The organism is Mycolicibacterium grossiae, assembly GCF_008329645.1.
GTDB lineage: Bacteria > Actinomycetota > Actinomycetes > Mycobacteriales > Mycobacteriaceae > Mycobacterium > Mycobacterium grossiae.
In genome coordinates this window covers 3782970-3799905 of record NZ_CP043474.1, presented here as the reverse complement: position 1 = coordinate 3799905, position 16936 = coordinate 3782970, and the positions used below count along the sequence as shown (strand labels likewise).

Here is a 16936-nt window from a genome sequence, read left to right as displayed (position 1 = left end):
TGCCGCGTGACCACCAACAGGTTCGCCCCCGGGACGTTCGCGCCGGATCCGCGGCCGGCGACGGTGCCGCGGATGCTGGCCGCGCAGTTCGGGCTCGAGCTGAAGCTGTTGCTGCGCAACGGCGAACAACTGCTGCTGACGATGTTCATCCCGGTCACGCTGCTGGTGGGGCTGACGCTGCTGCCGCTGGGCGACTTCGGCGACGACCGCGCGGGGACGTTCGTGCCCGCGATCATGGCGCTCGCGGTGATTTCGACGGCGTTCACCGGTCAGGCCATCGCGGTGGCCTTCGACCGTCGCTACGGCGCGCTGAAGCGGCTCGGGGCGACGGCGCTGCCGGTGTGGGGCATCATCGCCGGCAAGTCGCTGGCCGTCGTCACGGTCGTGTTCCTGCAGTCGATCCTGCTCGGCGCCATCGGCGTGGCCCTCGGCTGGCGTCCCGAGGTGGCGGGCCTGGCCCTGGGCGCGGTGATCATCGCGCTGGGGACGGCCGGGTTCGCAGCGCTGGGCCTGCTGGTGGGTGGGACGCTGCGCGCCGAGATCGTCCTGGCGGTGGCGAACCTGCTGTGGTTCGTGTTCGCCGGACTGGGAGCGCTGACGCTGGAGGGCGGCCTGGTGTCGCACTGGCTGCGCTGGGTCGCGCGCCTGACGCCGTCCGGCGCGTTGACCGAGTCGCTGACGCAGGCGATGTCGCTGTCGGTGGATTGGTTCGGCCTCGCCGTGCTGGTGGCATGGGGTGTGGTGGCGGCACTCGGGGCGCTGCGCTGGTTCCGCTTCACCTGACGCCGCTCAGCCGGGTAGCGGCAGCAGGTGCTCCAGCTGGCCGACCTCCTCGACGTTGTGCGCCACCCAGGCCTGGGCCTTGGCGGGCGGAAAGCGCCGGTGCAACGCCGCGTTGACCGGTGCGAGGACGCGTGACCGCGCACCGAGGTCCATCACCGTGACGTAGTGCGCGCCGTCGGCGCCGGCCGACCAGGTGTGCTCGAGCGCGAAGACCGGGACGCCCGCCAGCCGCTTGACCAGCCGGATGCCCGTCGCGTCGAGCTTCTCGACGCGGGCCACCTCGTCGATCAGGAACTCCGGGCGGCCGCCGAAGGCCTCGACCATGCGGAACCGGGCGCCCTCGGCCGCGCCGCCGTTCGGGGCGGGGCGGGCCAGCTCCCACCGGACGTGGTCGATCGGATGCCAGGCGAGGTAGCGGTCGATCACCGCGCCGCCGTAGGGCATCGTGCCGTCGAGGTGGGTGAACCAGTCGAGCAGCATCGCCGGGGTCACGCCCGCGAGCGGGCGGTGATCGATGGTGATCCGGCGACGCCCGTGGGGCAGGTCGGCCATGGCGACGACCGCGGTGTCGATCGTGCGCAGGGGATAGAGGACGGGACGCGGCGGGCAATCGAGCATCGGAACCCCCAAGATACGGTGACGTTTCTTCATGGAACGCTAGACTGCGTCGGCGAGACACGCAAGCGTTTCTTGGAGGGTGTTGGCATGGCGCGGCGGCACGGCAACGAACTCGACGCGGCCATCCGCGGTGCCGTGCTCGCCCTGCTCGCCGAGCGTGGCCCGGCGGGGGTGACCATGGAGGCGGTCGCCGCCACCGCCCGCACCAGCAAGCCCGTCCTCTACCGGCGCTGGCCGGACCGCCGCAGCCTGCTGCGCGACACCCTGCTGCGCGTCGCCACCACGGCGATCCCCCACCACGACCACGGCAGCTACCGTGCCGACATGCTCGCCGTGCTGCGCGGGTGGGCCGCGCTGTTCACCGGGCCCGACGCGGCGCTGCTGCGTGCCGCCGTGGCGGCGGGCACGCACGACCCGGAGCTGGCCGCCGCCCTGCGCGACGACGTGATCGGATGGCGCAAGGAGGAGATGGCGGCGCTGTTGACCCGCGGGGTCGCGCGCGGCGACGTGCGCGCCGACGTGCCCCTCGACGTCGCCCGCGAACTCGGCCAGAGCGTGCTGTGGCACCGGCTGCTCATCACCGGCGACCCGATCACCGACGACCTGTTGGTGACCCTCGTCGACGACGTCCTGGTCCCCTTCGTCGCACCGCGTCCATCGTGAGCACGGTGCTCGGCATCGACGCCTGCCGCGGCGGCTGGGTCGGCATCGCGCTGCGCGACGGCCGGTACGCCGGCGCCCACGTCGCCGAGCGACTCGTCGACCTCGTGGCGTCCACGCCGGACGCGGCCGCGATCGGCGTGGACATGCCGCTGGGCCTAATGGACGCCGGCACCCGCGGCACCGACGCGGCGGCCAAGCGGCTGCTCGGGCGGCGCCGGTCGACGGTCTTCGAGATCGCGCCGCGCGCCTGCTGGGACGCGCCGACGCACGCCGAGGCCACCGCGCGCAGCGTCGCGCTGATGGGCAAGGGCATGAGCATTCAGTCCTGGGGCCTGCGGGCCAAGCTGCTGGAAGCCAACGCGGTGTACGACGCCGACGTGCTGCCGCTGTGGGAGGTGCACCCCGAGCTGTCGTTCGTCGGGATCGGGCTGCGCGCCGAGGACGGCAGCAAGAAGACCTGGCGGGGTCAGCGTGCGCGGCTGCGGGTGCTGGCCACTGCCGGCATCGAGGTGCCGGAGGACCTCGGGCCCGACGTGGCCCGCGTGCCCGCCGACGACGTCCTGGACGCGGCGGCGGTCGCGTGGAGTGCGGACCGCATCGCGCGCGGCGTCGCCCACTGCGTGCCGGATCCGCCGCAGCGCAACGAGCGCGGGCAGCGCATCGCCATCTGGCGGTGAGGCCCTACTACCGGCGGTAGTTGCAGCTGCTCTACCATCGGAACGTGCCCGTACGACGCCTCTTCATGACGTGCGTCGACGTGCTGCCGCGGCCCAGCGTCCGCGTGCAGCGCATCATCGCCGCCGCCGTCGTGCTCACCCAGGGCGGCATCGCGGTCACCGGCGCCATCGTGCGCGTCACGGCCTCCGGACTGGGCTGCCCGACCTGGCCGCAGTGCTTCCCCGGCAGTTTCGTCCCGGTGCCGCACGCCGAGGTCCCCGGCATTCACCAGGCCGTCGAGTTCGGCAACCGGCTGCTGACGTTCCTCGTCGTGTTCACCGCCGCGGCGGCCGTGCTGACGGTGCTGCGGGCCCGGCGGCGCCGCGAGGTGCTGGTCTACGCGTGGCTGATGCCGGCGTCGACGGTCCTGCAGGCGGTGATCGGCGGCATCACGGTGCTCACCGGCCTGCTGTGGTGGACCGTCGCCATCCACCTGCTCGCGTCGATGCTGATGGTGTGGGTGGCCGTACAGCTCTTCGTGAAGATCGGCGAACCCGACGAGGCCGGCCCGTCGACCCTCGTCGTGCCGCGGCCACTGCGCCTGCTCACCGCCCTGATCGGTGTCGTGCTCTCCGCCGTCCTGGTCACCGGCACGATGGTGACCGGCGCCGGACCGCACGCCGGCGACAAGAGCGTCACCCGGCCGGTCCCGCGGCTCGAGGTGGAGATCACCACGCTCGTGCACATGCACTCGTCGCTGCTGGTGGCCTACCTGTCGATGGTCGTCGCCCTGGGGTTCGCCCTGCTGGCCGTACGTGCCCCGCGCGACGTCGTGCGGCGCCTCGGCGTCCTCGCGATCCTCGTTCTCGCCCAGGGCATGGTCGGCACCGTGCAGTTCTTCACCGGCGTGCCCGAGGCGCTGGTGGCGATTCACGTCGCCGGGGCGGCGGCGTGCACGGCCGCGACGTCAGCGCTGTGGGCCGCGATGCGGCAGCGTCCCCCGCTGCCGTCGGCCGAGGCGCCGGTAGCCGCCTCTGCGGCGCAGCGGGCCGAGGCCGAGCCGGTCCAGCGCTGACTCGACGCCGAGGGCGAACTCGCGCTGCGCGAGGTCGCGTGCGGTCTCGTCGAGCTGCCGCCAGCCGAGCGACGGTTCGACCAGTTCCAGTTCGAGCAGCACCGGGTCGTCCGCGCCGCCGATGACGTCGACGCGCGCGTACAGGAAGTCCTCCGGCGTCACGCCCAGCCGCTCGGCCGCCGCTCGCAGTGCCGCGTGCCCGAGGTCCCACAGCTCGAAGTCGGGGTCGGCGGGCCGCAGCGTCTCCTCGGCGAAGGTCCCGGACGCGTCGAGCGCGGCGGCGCTGCCCGGCGGCGGCAACAGCGGGCCCTTGGTGAAGGCGTGCGACTGCCGCCCGGCGAGGAACACCAGCGCCGTCTCCCCCGCCTCGATGCGCGGATCGTAGGGCTGGACGAGCACCACCCGCCCGGCGTCGTGCAGCTCGGCGGCGTGCGCGCGTGCCGCGGCGGCGTCGGTGAACCGCCGGGCGCCCACCGACCCCGCGCCCACCGCGGGTTTGACCACCACTTCGCCCGACGGCACCTCGACCGCCTCCCCCGGCGCGGCGAAGACGCTCGGCACCGTCGGCACCCCGGCGCGGGCCAGGTCGAGCAGGTAGCGCTTGTCGCCGTTCCAGGCGACGACCTCGGGGCCGTTCAGCAGGTGACGCACCCGGCGGGTCCACGCCAGGAACTCCTCGAAGCGCTCGGTGTAGTCCCACGTCGCCCGCAGGATCACCACGTCCGCGCGCTCCGTGGCGGGGTCGTCCCACGCCAGCCAGCGGGCGTGCAGCCCGCGCCGCCGCAGCGCAGCCACCAGGCCGTCGTCATCCCCGTCGCCGTCCACCAGGGCCCGGCAACCTGCGAGAACGATGGTGGGATGCCGTAGGTCGGGACGCGCCAGTTTCACGCCTGCATGATAGGGGTCATGTACGCCATCGAAGTCGCCGAAACCGGCGGGCCCGAAGTCCTCACCCGCGTCGAGAAGACCCGGCCCGAGCCCGGCCCGGGTCAGGTCCTCATCAAGGCCGACGCGATCGGCGTCAACTTCATCGACACCTACTTCCGTTCCGGGCTCTACCAGCGCGAGACGCCGTTCACGGTGGGCACCGAGGTGTGCGGCACCGTCGCGGCGGTCGGCGAGGACGTCGCGGCCCTGAGCGTCGGCGACCGCGTGGTGACGGCGCAGGCGGACGGCGCCTACGCCGAATACTGCCTCGCCGCAGCGGACTTCGTGGCCTACGTGCCCGACGCCGTGCCCGCCGAGGTGGCCGCGTCGGCACTGCTGAAGGGCATGACCGCGCACTACCTGATCAAGTCGGTCTACCCGGTGCAGCAGGGCGACGCGGTGCTCGTGCACGCCGGCGCGGGCGGTGTCGGTCTGCTGCTCACCCAGTGGGCCACCAGCATGGCGGTCAAGGTCATCACGACGGTCTCGACGCCGGAGAAGGCCGAGCTGTCCCGCCAGGCCGGTGCGGTCGAGGTGCTCGACTACCCGGAGGCCGACGGCGCGGCGGCGTTCGGCGCCAAGGTGCGCGAGCTGACCGGCGGCATCGGCGTGGCCGCGGTGTACGACGGCGTGGGCGCGTCGACGTTCGAGGCCAGCCTCGCCAGCCTCGCCCTGCGGGGCACGCTCGCGCTGTTCGGCGCGTCGAGCGGCCCGGTGCCGCCGTTCGATCCGCAGCGGCTGAACCAGGCCGGCTCGCTGTTCCTGACCCGCCCCACGCTGGCGCACTACACGCACACGTCCGACGAGTTCTCCTGGCGGGCCGGCGAGCTGCTCGAGGCGATCGCCAACGGCACGCTGTCGGTGACGGTCAGCGAGCGCTACCCGCTGGCCGAGGCGGCCCGCGCCCACGAGGATCTGCAGGGCCGCAAGACCGTCGGCTCGGTGGTCCTGGTCCCCTGACCCGTGCCCGAGGAGCTGCGCGTCACATCGGCGTGGGCGATCCCCGACGCCGAACTCGCCGAGCGGTTCTCCCGTGCGTCGGGGCCGGGCGGGCAGGGCGTCAACACCACCGACAGCCGGGTCGAGCTGTCGTTCGACGTGGCCCGCGCGCGGTCGGTGCCGCCGCATCTGCGGCACCGGCTGCTGTGCGGGCTGCGGTCCCGGCTGATCGACGGCGTCCTGGTGGTCGCCGCCAGTGAGTACCGCGAGCAGTTGCGCAACCGCGCTGCCGCGCGGGACCGGCTCGCACGCCTGCTGCGCGACGCCGCCGCGGCGCCACCCCCGGCGCGCCGGGCCACCCGCCCGACGCGCGGGTCACGGGAACGGCGGCTGGCCGAGAAGAAGCGGCGCGGGCAGACCAAGCAGGGCCGGCGCGCCGGCGGCTGGGACTAACCCAGCAGCGTCGGCAGCGCGAGCGCGGAGTCCACCGCGAGCGCGCAGAACACGACGGCCAGGTAGTTGTTCGACTGCAGGAACAGGCGCAACGGCCGCACCGGCTCGCCGCGCTTCACGCCGCTGTAGAGCTGGTGTGCCATGACCAGGAACCAGGCGCCGGCGAGCAGCGCCACCGCCGCGTACAGCCACCCGGTGGCCAGCGCGAGCGCCAGCGTCGCGAACACCGTCAGCCAGGTGTAGATCAGGATCTGCTTGGTGACCTGCCGCTCGGTCGCCACGGCGGGCAGCATCGGCACGCCGGCCGCCTTGTAGTCGTCCTTGTAGCGCATCGCCAGCGCCCAGGTGTGCGGCGGGGTCCAGAAGAAGATGATCGCGAACATCACCAGCGCGGGCCAGTGAATGGTGCCGGTGACCGCCGACCAGCCGATCATCACGGGCATGCAGCCGGCCGCGCCGCCCCACACCACGTTCTGCGACGTCCGGCGCTTGAGTAGCAGCGTGTAGACGAAGACGTAGAACAGGATCGTCACGATCGCCAGCACGCCGGAGAGCAGGTTGGTCGTCCACCACAGCCAGGCGAACGAGCCGACCGACAGCACCAGGCCGAAGATCAGCGCGTGCCGGGTGGGCACGGTGGCCCGCGCGAGCGGCCGCAGCGCCGTGCGCTTCATCACCTTGTCGATGTCGGCGTCCGCGACGCAGTTCAGCGTGTTGGCGCCCGCGGCGGCCAGCATGCCGCCCACCAGGGTGTTGAGGATGAGTAGCGGGTCGACGGTGCCCCGGTCGGCCAGCAGCATGGCCGGGATGGCGGTGACGAGCAGCAGCTCGATGACCCGCGGTTTGGTCAATCCGACGTACGCCAGCAGCGTCGTGCGGATCCGACCCGGCGCCCCGGTGACGAGACGGCGCTCGCGAATGCTCACGCAGTTGACTCCTCGTTCTCCGCAGCGCTCGGCATCTACTACAGACGATGGTAGACCGCGCGCACCCGTGCCCGACACCGCAGGGTCGGTTCCCGACCCACTGCTGGTGAACCGATGTTCAGATCGGGACGGGCCATGCGGCGGCGGCACGTGCACCACTAGGGTGAATGGTGACCGGCTTGACGACCTCGAGGAGTGCGTACGTGACCACCGTGGAAGAGATTTCCGCACTCACCCAGCCCCATCACCCCGACGACTGGACGGACGTCGACTCCGCCGCCGTCGACACCATCCGGGTGCTCGCCGCCGATGCCGTGCAGAAGGTCGGCAACGGCCATCCGGGCACCGCGATGAGCCTGGCGCCGCTGGCCTACACGCTGTTCCAGCGCCAGATGCGCCACGACCCGAGCGACGTGCACTGGCTGGGCCGCGACCGCTTCATCCTGTCCTGCGGACATTCCAGCCTGACGCTGTACCTGCAGCTGTACTTGGGCGGCTTCGGCCTCGAACTCGACGACATCGAGTCGCTGCGCACGTTCAAGTCGAAGACCCCGGGCCACCCGGAGTTCCGGCATACCAAGGGCGTCGAGATCACGACCGGCCCCCTGGGCCAGGGCCTGGCCTCGGCGGTCGGCATGGCGATGGCGGCGCGCTACGAGCGCGGCCTGTTCGATCCGGACGCCGCGCCGGGCACCAGCCCCTTCGACCACTTCATCTACGTCATCGCCTCCGACGGCGACATCGAGGAGGGCGTCACCAGCGAGGCGTCCTCGCTGGCCGGCACCCAGCAGCTGGGCAACCTGATCGTCTTCTACGACAAGAACCAGATATCGATCGAGCACGACACCAACATCGCGTTGAGCGAGAACGTCGCGGACCGCTACCGCGCCTACGGCTGGCACGTGCAGGAGGTCGAGGGCGGCGAGAACGTCAGCGGCATCGAACACGCCATCGCCGAGGCCAAGAAGGTCACCGACAAGCCGTCGTTCATCGCGCTGCGGACCATCATCGGCTACCCCGCGCCGAACAAGATGAACACCGGCGGCGTGCACGGCTCCGCACTCGGCGACGACGAGGTGGCCGCCGTCAAGGAGGTCCTCGGCTTCGACCCGGACAAGAAGTTCGAGGTCCGGGACGAGGTCATCTCCCACACCCGCAAGCTCGTCGACCGCGGCCGCGAGGCGCACGACAAGTGGCAGCCGGAATTCGACGCCTGGGCCGAGCGCGAGCCCGAGCGCAAGAAGCTGCTCGACCGGCTGACGGCCGAGGAACTGCCCGAGGGCTGGGATGCCGACATCACTTACTGGGAGCCGGGCAGCAAGGCCGTCGCAACGCGTGCGGCCTTCGGCCAGGTGCTCAACGACGTCGCGCCGAAGCTTCCCGAACTGTGGGGCGGCTCGGCGGACCTCGCGGGCAGCAACAACACCACCATCAAGGACGTCAAGTCCTTCGGTCCGCCGTCGATCTCCACCGACGACTTCTCGGCGGACTGGTATGGCCGGGTGCTGCACTTCGGCATCCGCGAGCACGCGATGGGCTCGATCCTGTCGGGCATCGTGCTGCACGGCCCGACCCGCGCCTTCGGCGGCACGTTCCTGCAGTTCTCCGACTACATGCGTCCCGCGGTGCGGCTGGCGTCGCTGATGGACATCGACACCATCTACATCTGGACGCACGACTCCATCGGCCTGGGTGAGGACGGCCCCACCCACCAGCCGATCGAGCACCTGGCGGCGCTGCGGGCGATCCCGAACCTGTCGGTGGTCCGCCCCGGTGACCCGAACGAGACCGCCTACGCGTGGCGCAGCATCATCGCCCGCCGCAACGGCAGCGGCCCGGTCGGTTTCATCCTGACCCGCCAGGGCATCCCGGTCCTGGAGGGCACCGACCCCGACGGCGTCGCCAAGGGCGGCTACGTGCTGGGCGGCGGTACGCCGGCCGAGGACGCCGACGTCATCATCATCGCGACGGGCTCGGAATTGCAGCTGGCCGTCGAGGCACGCAAGCAGTTGGCGGAGAAGGACGTCGTCGCCTACGTGGTGTCGATGCCGTGCGTCGAGTGGTTCGAGAGCCAGCCCAAGGAGTACCGCGACAGCGTGCTGCCGCCCGAGGTGTCCGCCCGCGTGGCGGTCGAGGCGGCGGTGGCGCAGAGTTGGCACAAGCTGGTCGGTGACACCGGCGAGATCGTCTCGATCGAGCACTACGGCGAGTCGGCCGACGACAAGACGCTGTTCCGCGAGTTCGGTTTCACCCCGGAGGCCGTGGTGGCCGCCGCGGAACGATCGATGGACAACTAGTCCGACGCAACTAGCAGAGAAGGCGAAATCATGGCTCAGAACCCGAATCTCGCGGCGCTGAGCGCCGCTGGCGTCTCGGTGTGGCTCGACGACCTGTCCCGCGAGCGGCTCCGGACCGGGAATTTGCAGGAACTCGTCGACACCCGCAGCGTCGTGGGCGTCACCACCAACCCGTCGATCTTCCAGGCGGCGCTCTCGCACGGCGAGGCCTACGACGCCCAGATCAAGGAGTTGGCCGAGCGGGGCGCCGACGTCGACGCCACCATCCGCACCGTCACCACCGACGACGTCCGCAACGCCTGCGACGTCCTCGCCCCGACCTACGAGGCGTCCGGTGGCGTCGACGGCCGGGTGTCCATCGAGGTGGACCCCCGACTGGCCCGTGACGCCGACAAGACGATCGCCCAGGCCATCGAGCTGTGGAAGATCGTCGACCGGCCCAACCTGCTGATCAAGATCCCCGCGATGGAGGAGGGCCTGCCGGCCATCACCGCGGTGATCGCCGAGGGCATCTCGGTCAACGTGACGCTGATCTTCTCCGTCGAGCGGCACCGCGCCGTGATGGACGCCTACCTGGCCGGCCTCGAGAAGGCCAAGGAGGCGGGCCACGACCTGTCGAAGATCCACTCGGTGGCCTCGTTCTTCGTGTCCCGCGTGGACAGCGAGATCGACAAGCGGCTCGAGGACATCGGCTCCGACGACGCGAAGGCGCTGCGCGGCAAGGCCGGCATCGCCAACTCCCGGCTGGCGTACGCCGCCTACCAGGAGGTGTTCGAGTCCGGGGAGCGCTTCGGCCGGCTCAAGGCCGACGGCGCCCGCGTGCAGCGCGTGCTGTGGGCGTCCACCGGCGTGAAGAACCCGGACTACTCCGACACGCTCTACGTCACCGAGCTGGTCGCCCCGGACACGGTCAACACCATGCCGGAGAAGACGCTCGAGGCCGTCGCCGACCACGGCGAGATCACCGGCGACACGGTGAGCGGCACCGCCGCGGAGGCGCAGCAGGTCTTCGACCAGCTCGACGCCATCGGCATCGACCTCACCGACGTCTTCCTGGTGCTGGAGAACGAGGGCGTCGAGAAGTTCGAGAAGTCGTGGGCGGAGCTGATGGAAGCCACCCAGCAGCAGCTCGACGAGAAGAAGTCCTGACGCGGGCATGAGCGACTGCTCGAGCCGTCCGGACGGCTGGGTGAACCCGCTGCGCGACAAGCGCGACAAGCGCATGCCGCGCATCGCGGGACCGTGCGCGGTGGTGATCTTCGGCGTGACCGGCGATCTGGCCCGCAAGAAGCTGATGCCGGCGATCTACGACCTCGCCAACCGCGGCCTGCTTCCGCCGTCGTTCGCCCTCGTCGGGTTCGCCCGGCGGGACTGGGCCGACGAGGACTTCGGGAAGGTCGTGTACGACGCGGTGAAGCAGCACGCGCGGACGCCGTTCCGCCAGGAGGTCTGGGACCGGCTGGCCGAGGGCTTCCGTTTCGTGCAGGGCACGTTCGACGACGAGGCGTCGTTCGAGCGGCTGAAGGACACGCTGGCCGCCCTCGACGACAAGCGCGGCACGGGCGGCAATCACGCCTTCTACCTCTCGATTCCGCCCAAGGCCTTCCCCCAGGTGTGCGAGCAGCTGTCCCGGTCGGGCCTGGCCAACAAGCCGGATGGCTGCTGGTCGCGGGTGGTCATCGAGAAGCCGTTCGGGCACGACCTGTCCAGCGCCGAGGAACTCAACCACGTCGTCAACGGCGTCTTCCCGGAGTCGTCGGTGTTCCGCATCGACCACTACCTGGGGAAGGAGACGGTGCAGAACATCCTGGCGCTGCGGTTCGCCAACGAACTGTTCGAGCCGGTCTGGAACTCGCACTACGTGGACAGCGTGCAGATCACCATGGCCGAGGACATCGGCCTGGGCGGCCGCGGCGGCTATTACGACGGCGTGGGCGCGGCCCGCGACGTCATCCAGAACCACCTGCTGCAGCTCCTTGCCCTGACCGCGATGGAGGAGCCCGTCAGCTTCTCCCCCGCGGAGCTGCAGGCCGAGAAGATCAAGGTTCTATCGGCCAGCACGCTGGCGCTGCCGCTCGACGAGACCACCTCGCGCGGCCAGTACACCGCCGGCTGGCAGGGCGGCGAGCGCGTGGTCGGTCTGCTCGAGGAGGAGGGCTTCTCGACGACGTCGACCACCGAGACGTTCGCGGCGATCACCGTCGACGTCGACACCCGCCGCTGGGCGGGCGTGCCGTTCTACCTGCGCACCGGAAAGCGGTTGGGACGCAGGGTGACCGAGATCGCGCTGATCTTCAAGCGGGCGCCGCACCTGCCGTTCGACGCGACCATGACCGAGGAACTCGGTGAGAACGCCCTGGTGATCCGGGTGCAGCCGGACGAGGGCATCACGCTGCGGTTCGGGTCCAAGGTGCCGGGCAACGCCATGGAGGTCCGTGACGTCAGCATGGACTTCTCCTACGGGTCGGCGTTCGCCGAGGAGTCGCCGGAGGCCTACGAGCGGTTGATCCTCGACGTGCTCCTCGGCGAGCCGTCGCTGTTCCCCGTGAACGAAGAGGTCGAATTGGCCTGGAAGATCTTGGATCCGGCGCTCGACTACTGGGCCTCGCATGGCAAGCCCGATCCGTACGAGTCCGGCGGCTGGGGCCCGGATTCGGCGTTCGAGATGCTCAAGCGCACCGGACGCGAATGGAGGCGGCCGTAGTGATCGTCGACCTGCCGGACACCAACACCGGCGCCATCAACAAGAAGATCCAGGCGTTGCGCGAGGAGGGCGGCGCGATCACCCTGGGCCGCGTCCTGACCCTCGTCATCGCCCCGGACACCGAAGCCGTGCTCGAGGAGTCCATCGACGCGGCCAACGCGGCGAGCCGCGAGCATCCCTGCCGCGTCATCGTCGTCGCCCCTGGTGACCGACGCGCGGACGAGGCGCGGCTGGACGCGCAGGTGCGCGTCGGCAGCGATGCCGGCGCCAACGAGGTCGTGGTGCTGCGGCTCTCCGGCCCGCTGTCCAACCACGCCAGCAGCGTCGTCATGCCGTTCCTGCTGCCCGACACCCCGGTGGTGACGTGGTGGCCCGACGTCGCCCCTGCGGTGCCTGCACAGGACCCGTTGGGCCAGTTGGCGATTCGCCGCATCACCGATGCGACCAACGCCGAGGATCCACTCGCGGCCATCAAGAACCGGCGGGCGGGCTACACGCCCGGCGACACCGACCTGGCCTGGAGCCGGATCACCTACTGGCGGGCGCTGCTGACCTCGGCACTCGACCAGGGACCGTTTGGGCCCATCGAGTCGGCCGTCGTGTCCGGTCTGGCGACCGAACCGGCGCTCGACGTGCTGGCGGGCTGGCTGGCCAGTCGCATCGACGGCCCGGTGACGCGCGCCGTCGGCGAGCTGAAGGTCGAGCTGATCCGCGCCGACGAGACCATCACGCTGCGCCGGCCGCAGGAGGGCATCACCGCCAGCCTGACCCGCACCGGCAAGCCCGACGCGTTGGTTCCGCTGGCGCGCCGCGAGACTCGCGACTGCCTGGCCGAGGACATGCGCCGCCTCGACGCGGACGAGATCTACCTGGCGGCGCTGGAGGGAATCGAACGGGTGACCTATGTCTGAGACCGTCATCGAGAAGTACGCCGACACCGACGCGCTCGTCGCCGCGGCGGGCGACCGCCTGGTGCGGGCGATCCTCGCCGCGGTCGACGCCCGCGGCGTCGCCAAGATCGCGCTGACCGGCGGTGGGACGGGCGTCAAGCTGCTCAAGCGCGTGGGCGAACGGGGCGGTGACATCGACTGGTCGGCGGTGCACCTGTTCTGGGGCGACGAGCGGTACGTCCCGGCCGACGACGACGAGCGCAACGCTAAGCAGACCCGGGAGGCGCTGCTCGACGGCATCGACATCCCGGCCGCCAACGTGCACGCGATGCCTGCCAGCGACGGCGAGTACGGCGACGACATCGACGCCGCCGCCACCGCCTACGCGCAGGTGCTCCGGGCCCACGCCGACGACGGACTGGCCTCGCCGGCGTTCGACGTCCACCTGCTCGGCATGGGCGGTGAGGGACACGTCAATTCGCTGTTCCCGCACACCGAAGCCACCCGCGAGGCGGAGCGGACGGTGGTCGCGGTCACCGACTCGCCCAAGCCCCCGCCGCAGCGGATCACCCTCACGTTGCCCGCGGTGACGCGGTCGCGCGAGGTGTGGCTGGTGGTCTCCGGCGCCGAGAAGGCCGACGCGGTCGCCGCGGCCGTCGGCGGCGCCACGGCCGAGGAGGTGCCTGCCGCCGGAGCGGTGGGCCGAGACGCCACGGTGTGGCTGCTGGACGAAGCCGCCGCCGGAAAGCTGTAGCCGGGCGCATACTCGTCGGCATGGCAGACAGAGGCGACGGCCACGGCCGCGCGACCACGCCGCGACAGCGCCTGCGCACCCTCACCCAGGCCGCGCTCAACGCCGACGTCACCGTCGAGCAGGTCGACACCCTGCTCACCGAACTCGGGGACACGCTGGCCGATCTCGACAAGTCGACCAGCGGGCTGGACGCCACGCTGGAGCGGTTCAACGACACCATCACCCGCATCGACGAATTGGCGCCGCGGCTGATCGGCGTCGTCGAGCGGCTCGAGGGCATCGTCGAGAGGGTGGAACGCATCGTGGGCCTCGGCGAGTCGGTGCTGGCGCCGTGGTCGGTGACCGAGAGCGCGGTGCGCGGCGCGGTCAACGCCGTGCGCCGGTCCACCGGCCTGTAGCTGGCCGGGCTCGCGCTAGCCGCTGTTGCGCAGCGCCGTGGCCAACCCACTCATCGTCAGCAGGATGCCGCGCTGGACGAGTTCCTCGGCGTCCCCGGCACGGTAGCGGCGCAGCAGTTCCACCTGCAGGTGGTTGAGCGGCTCCAGGTAAGGGAAGCGGTTGAACACCGACCGCGCCAGGGCCGGGTTGTCGGCCAGCAGGTCGTCGTGGCCGGTGATCTGCTGGTACATCCGGATGGTGCGGTCGTACTCGGCGACGATTTGGTCGAACACGCGGTGGCGCAAGGCTTCGTCGTCGACCAGCTCGGAATACCGTGCGGCCAGCCCCATGTCGGCCTTCGCCATGACCTGCGCCATGTTCGACAGCACCGTGCGGAAGAACGGCCACTTGCGGTAGAGATCGCGCAGCACCGCCAGACGCTCTTCGGCGTCGTCGCCGCTGCCGATCCACTCCTCGACGGCGGTGCCGGTGCCGTACCAGCCGGGCAGCATGACGCGGCACTGGCTCCACGCGAGCACCCACGGGATGGCGCGCAGGTCGGAGATCGAGGTCGTGGGCTTGCGCGAGGTGGGCCGGCTACCGATGTTCAGGTCGCCGATCTCGCTGACCGGGGTCGACGCCTTGAAGTAGTCGACGAACCCCTCGGTGTCGTGCACCAGGTGGCCGTAGGCGCGCTGCGCGCGCGCGGCCAGGTCGTCGAGCACCTCGTAGGCGGGCTCGGCCGCATCGCCGAGTCCCTCGACGTCCAGCAGCGTCGATTCCAGCGTCGCGGCCAGCAGCGTCTCCAGATTGCGTTGTGCCAGGCGCGGTTCGGCGTACTTCGCGGCGATGATCTCGCCCTGCTCGGTGAGGCGCAGCGAGCCCTTCACCGCGCCGGGCGGTTGCGCCAGGATTGCGTCGTAGCTCGGGCCGCCACCGCGGCCGACGGTGCCACCGCGGCCGTGGAACAGCCGCAACCGGATGCCGGTCTTGCGCGCGGACTCGACCAGGTCCAGCTCGGCGCGGTACAGCGCCCAGTTGGCGGCCAGGTAGCCGCCGTCCTTGTTCGAGTCGGAGTAGCCGAGCATGACCTCCTGCTGCTCGCCGCGGGCGGCGACCAGCGCGCGGTACAGCGGGATGTCGAGCACCGCCTCCAGGATCGACGAGCCGCGCTGCAGGTCGTCGATGGTCTCGAAGAGCGGCACGATGCCCACCGGGGCGTAGGGCCGCTCGCCGGCCGCGTCGATCAGCCCGGCCTCCTTGAGCAGGATGGCCGCCTCGAGCATGTCCGAGACCGACTCGCACATCGAGATGACGTAGTTCGGCACCGCCTGCGGGCCGAAGACGTGCACCGCACGGGCGGCGGCGCGGACGATGTCGAGTTCCTTGCGGGCGAGGTCGGACAGGTCGGCGGACTCGCCGACCAGGGGGCGCCGGGTGCCCAGCTCGGCGACCAGCAGCTCCACGCGGTCGGACTCGGACAGCGAGCGGTAGTCGGGGTGCACGCCGGCCCAGGCGAGCAGCTCGGCCACCACCTCCTCGTGCACGTCGGAGTTCTGCCGCATGTCGAGGCCGGACAGGTGAAAACCGAAGACGTGCACGGCTTCCCGGAGCCGGGCCAGCCGGTCGTCGGCCAGCACGGCGCTGCCGTGGGCGCGCAGCGACGCGTCCACCACGTCGAGGTCGGCCTGGAACTCGCCGGGGGTCTCGTAGCGCGGGGCGCCGAGGTCGAGTTCTCGCTCGGGTTGCCGGTCGAGGATGGCCTGGGCGGTGGCGGTCAGCCGGCCGTGGATCGCCCGCAGCGCGCGGCGGTAGGGCTCGTCGGCGCGGACCGGTTCGTCGCGGGTGTCGGCCAGCGCGGCGAGGTCGTCGCTCACCGCGACCAGCCGGGCCGACATGGAGAGTTCCTGTTCCAGCGCGGTCAGTTCGGTGAAGTAGTGCGCGAACGCGGTGTAGGCGGCGTTGCCGGTGGCCAGCCGCACCACCTCGGCGGTGACGTTCGGGTTGCCGTCGCGGTCGCCGCCGATCCAGGAGCCGGGCCGCAGGATGGGTTCGGTCAGCACGTGCGCGTCCGGCCAGCGGGCCTGCAGCGCCGACCGCACCTCGGCGTTCACCTGCGGGATGACCTCGAAGAACGCCGCAGGGTAGTACCGCAGCCCGGTCTCGATCTCGTCCTGGATCTTCAACCGCGACAGGCGAATCAGTGCCGTCTGCCACAGCACCAGGACGTGCCGGCGCAGCTCGCGCTCGATCGCGCTCTCGTCGCGCGCGTCGGTGGCGTGCATCCGTCGCCGGACGAGGTCGGTGATGCGGCGCTGGGTGTCGAAGACGGTGCGCCGCCGGGTCTCGGTGGGGTGCGCGGTGATCACCGGCGACACCAGCGCCCCGGCGAGCGCGTCGGCCACGGTCGCCGAATCCAGTTCGGCCGTCTCGAGTTTCAGGTAGGTGGCGGCCAGGCTGCTCGGCTGCGGCGGTTCCCCCGCGGCGACGTGCACGGCGCGACGCCGCTCCCGGTGCACGTCCTCGGCGACGTTGGCGAGCAGCGCGAAGTGGGTGAACGCCCGGATGACCGGGATGGCCCGATGGACGTCGATGCCGTCGAAGAGCCGGGTGAGTTCACCGCGGTCGATCTCTGAGCGGCGCACCCGGAACGATTCGACGCGCGCCTTCTCGACGAGGTCGAACACCTCGTCGCCGTTCTGCTCGCGGACGGTGTCGCCGAGGATGGCGCCCAGGAGCCGGATGTCCTCGCGCATCGGTTCGGTGGCCTCGCGGCCCACCTGCGTGCGCCGCACCGATCCGATGGGTTCCAGGGCGGTGTCGGGTGCGTCAGCCATCGTTCGATTATCCGACGCGACCGCGGGCCGCGCAG

Annotated in this window: 16 protein-coding genes; 12 read left to right on the top strand and 4 right to left on the bottom strand. The window is 71.3% G+C overall.

Translation table 11 applies throughout. The annotated features are described in order from the left end of the window. Nucleotides 1-6: 6 nt before the first annotated feature. Nucleotides 7-783, top strand: coding sequence for an ABC transporter permease (locus tag FZ046_RS18390; RefSeq protein WP_070354963.1), 777 nt, complete (start codon nucleotides 7-9; stop codon nucleotides 781-783). A gap of 6 nt (nucleotides 784-789) precedes the next feature. Here the strand turns inward: FZ046_RS18390 and FZ046_RS18385 are convergent, their stop codons facing one another. Beyond that, nucleotides 790-1401: a hypothetical protein gene (locus FZ046_RS18385; protein WP_070354962.1), complete on the bottom strand. Its 612-nt coding sequence runs from the start codon at nucleotides 1399-1401 to the stop codon at nucleotides 790-792. Between the two features lie 87 nt (nucleotides 1402-1488). On the opposite strand from FZ046_RS18385, the gene FZ046_RS18380 reads away from it, so the two are divergent. The 3 genes from FZ046_RS18380 (at nucleotide 1489) to FZ046_RS18370 (ending at nucleotide 3796) form a co-directional block, all read left to right on the top strand. After that, nucleotides 1489-2064 (top strand): TetR/AcrR family transcriptional regulator, encoded by a 576-nt coding sequence (locus FZ046_RS18380; RefSeq protein WP_070354961.1) that lies wholly within the window; start codon nucleotides 1489-1491, stop codon nucleotides 2062-2064. Continuing rightward, entirely contained in the window at nucleotides 2061-2741 is a 681-nt protein-coding gene (locus tag FZ046_RS18375; RefSeq protein ID WP_070354960.1) for a DUF429 domain-containing protein, read from the top strand. The genes FZ046_RS18380 and FZ046_RS18375 overlap by 4 nt, the downstream gene beginning before the upstream one ends. 65 nt (nucleotides 2742-2806) lie before the next feature. Next, nucleotides 2807-3796, top strand: a complete 990-nt coding sequence (locus FZ046_RS18370) for a COX15/CtaA family protein (RefSeq protein WP_176749623.1) — start codon at nucleotides 2807-2809, stop codon at nucleotides 3794-3796. On the opposite strand, the gene FZ046_RS18365 is transcribed toward FZ046_RS18370, so the two are convergent. Next, nucleotides 3689-4684: an ATP-grasp domain-containing protein gene (locus FZ046_RS18365; RefSeq protein ID WP_246182812.1), complete on the bottom strand. Its 996-nt coding sequence runs from the start codon at nucleotides 4682-4684 to the stop codon at nucleotides 3689-3691. The genes FZ046_RS18370 and FZ046_RS18365 overlap by 108 nt on opposite strands. Before the next feature lie 18 nt (nucleotides 4685-4702). Between FZ046_RS18365 and FZ046_RS18360 the strand changes: the two genes are divergently transcribed. Both FZ046_RS18360 and arfB read left to right on the top strand, forming a co-directional pair. Next, entirely contained in the window at nucleotides 4703-5683 is a 981-nt protein-coding gene (locus FZ046_RS18360) for a quinone oxidoreductase family protein (RefSeq protein ID WP_070354958.1), read from the top strand. Between the two features lie 3 nt (nucleotides 5684-5686). Continuing rightward, nucleotides 5687-6115: an alternative ribosome rescue aminoacyl-tRNA hydrolase ArfB gene (gene arfB / locus FZ046_RS18355; protein WP_070354957.1), complete on the top strand. Its 429-nt coding sequence runs from the start codon at nucleotides 5687-5689 to the stop codon at nucleotides 6113-6115. On the opposite strand, the gene FZ046_RS18350 is transcribed toward arfB, so the two are convergent. Continuing rightward, nucleotides 6112-7041: a heme o synthase gene (locus tag FZ046_RS18350; protein WP_070354956.1), complete on the bottom strand. Its 930-nt coding sequence runs from the start codon at nucleotides 7039-7041 to the stop codon at nucleotides 6112-6114. The two genes, arfB and FZ046_RS18350, sit on opposite strands and share 4 nt — an antisense overlap. 203 nt (nucleotides 7042-7244) lie before the next feature. Here FZ046_RS18350 and tkt point away from each other — a divergent pair, with 203 nt between their 5' ends. Genes tkt through FZ046_RS18320 form a run of 6 tightly spaced genes read left to right on the top strand, consistent with a single transcriptional unit; the run spans nucleotide 7245 to nucleotide 14084 of the window. Next, nucleotides 7245-9338, top strand: coding sequence for a transketolase (gene tkt / locus FZ046_RS18345; RefSeq protein WP_070354955.1), 2094 nt, complete (start codon nucleotides 7245-7247; stop codon nucleotides 9336-9338). Nucleotides 9339-9368: 30 nt separating this feature from the next. Then, entirely contained in the window at nucleotides 9369-10487 is a 1119-nt protein-coding gene (gene tal, locus FZ046_RS18340; RefSeq protein WP_070354954.1) for a transaldolase, read from the top strand. Nucleotides 10488-10494: 7 nt separating this feature from the next. Continuing rightward, entirely contained in the window at nucleotides 10495-12042 is a 1548-nt protein-coding gene (gene zwf / locus FZ046_RS18335; protein WP_070354953.1) for a glucose-6-phosphate dehydrogenase, read from the top strand. Further along, nucleotides 12042-12953 (top strand): glucose-6-phosphate dehydrogenase assembly protein OpcA, encoded by a 912-nt coding sequence (gene opcA / locus FZ046_RS18330; RefSeq protein WP_070354978.1) that lies wholly within the window; start codon nucleotides 12042-12044, stop codon nucleotides 12951-12953. Before zwf ends, opcA begins: the two co-directional genes overlap by 1 nt. After that, a complete protein-coding gene (pgl, locus tag FZ046_RS18325) occupies nucleotides 12946-13686 on the top strand; it encodes a 6-phosphogluconolactonase (protein WP_070354952.1) in 741 nt (246 codons plus the stop codon). Before opcA ends, pgl begins: the two co-directional genes overlap by 8 nt. A gap of 20 nt (nucleotides 13687-13706) precedes the next feature. Beyond that, the gene (locus tag FZ046_RS18320) at nucleotides 13707-14084 is read left to right on the top strand and encodes an ATPase (protein WP_070354951.1); all 378 of its coding nucleotides are present in this window, start codon (nucleotides 13707-13709) and stop codon (nucleotides 14082-14084) included. A gap of 15 nt (nucleotides 14085-14099) precedes the next feature. Here the strand turns inward: FZ046_RS18320 and ppc are convergent, their stop codons facing one another. Continuing rightward, nucleotides 14100-16901 (bottom strand): phosphoenolpyruvate carboxylase, encoded by a 2802-nt coding sequence (gene ppc / locus FZ046_RS18315; RefSeq protein ID WP_070354950.1) that lies wholly within the window; start codon nucleotides 16899-16901, stop codon nucleotides 14100-14102. Between the last annotated feature and the right edge of the window lie 35 nt (nucleotides 16902-16936).

Bases quoted from the DNA above. Each gene is read 5' to 3' on its own strand.
- FZ046_RS18385 (WP_070354962.1), bottom strand. From the start codon at position 1,401: ATGCTCGATTGCCCGCCGCGTCCCGTCCTCTATCCCCTGCGCACGATC.
- FZ046_RS18380 (WP_070354961.1), top strand. From the start codon at position 1,489: ATGGCGCGGCGGCACGGCAACGAACTCGACGCGGCCATCCGCGGTGCC.
- FZ046_RS18370 (WP_176749623.1), top strand. From the start codon at position 2,807: ATGACGTGCGTCGACGTGCTGCCGCGGCCCAGCGTCCGCGTGCAGCGC.
- FZ046_RS18360 (WP_070354958.1), top strand. From the start codon at position 4,703: ATGTACGCCATCGAAGTCGCCGAAACCGGCGGGCCCGAAGTCCTCACC.
- tal (WP_070354954.1), top strand. From the start codon at position 9,369: ATGGCTCAGAACCCGAATCTCGCGGCGCTGAGCGCCGCTGGCGTCTCG.
- zwf (WP_070354953.1), top strand. From the start codon at position 10,495: ATGAGCGACTGCTCGAGCCGTCCGGACGGCTGGGTGAACCCGCTGCGC.
- pgl (WP_070354952.1), top strand. From the start codon at position 12,946: ATGTCTGAGACCGTCATCGAGAAGTACGCCGACACCGACGCGCTCGTC.
- FZ046_RS18320 (WP_070354951.1), top strand. From the start codon at position 13,707: ATGGCAGACAGAGGCGACGGCCACGGCCGCGCGACCACGCCGCGACAG.
- ppc (WP_070354950.1), bottom strand. From the start codon at position 16,901: ATGGCTGACGCACCCGACACCGCCCTGGAACCCATCGGATCGGTGCGG.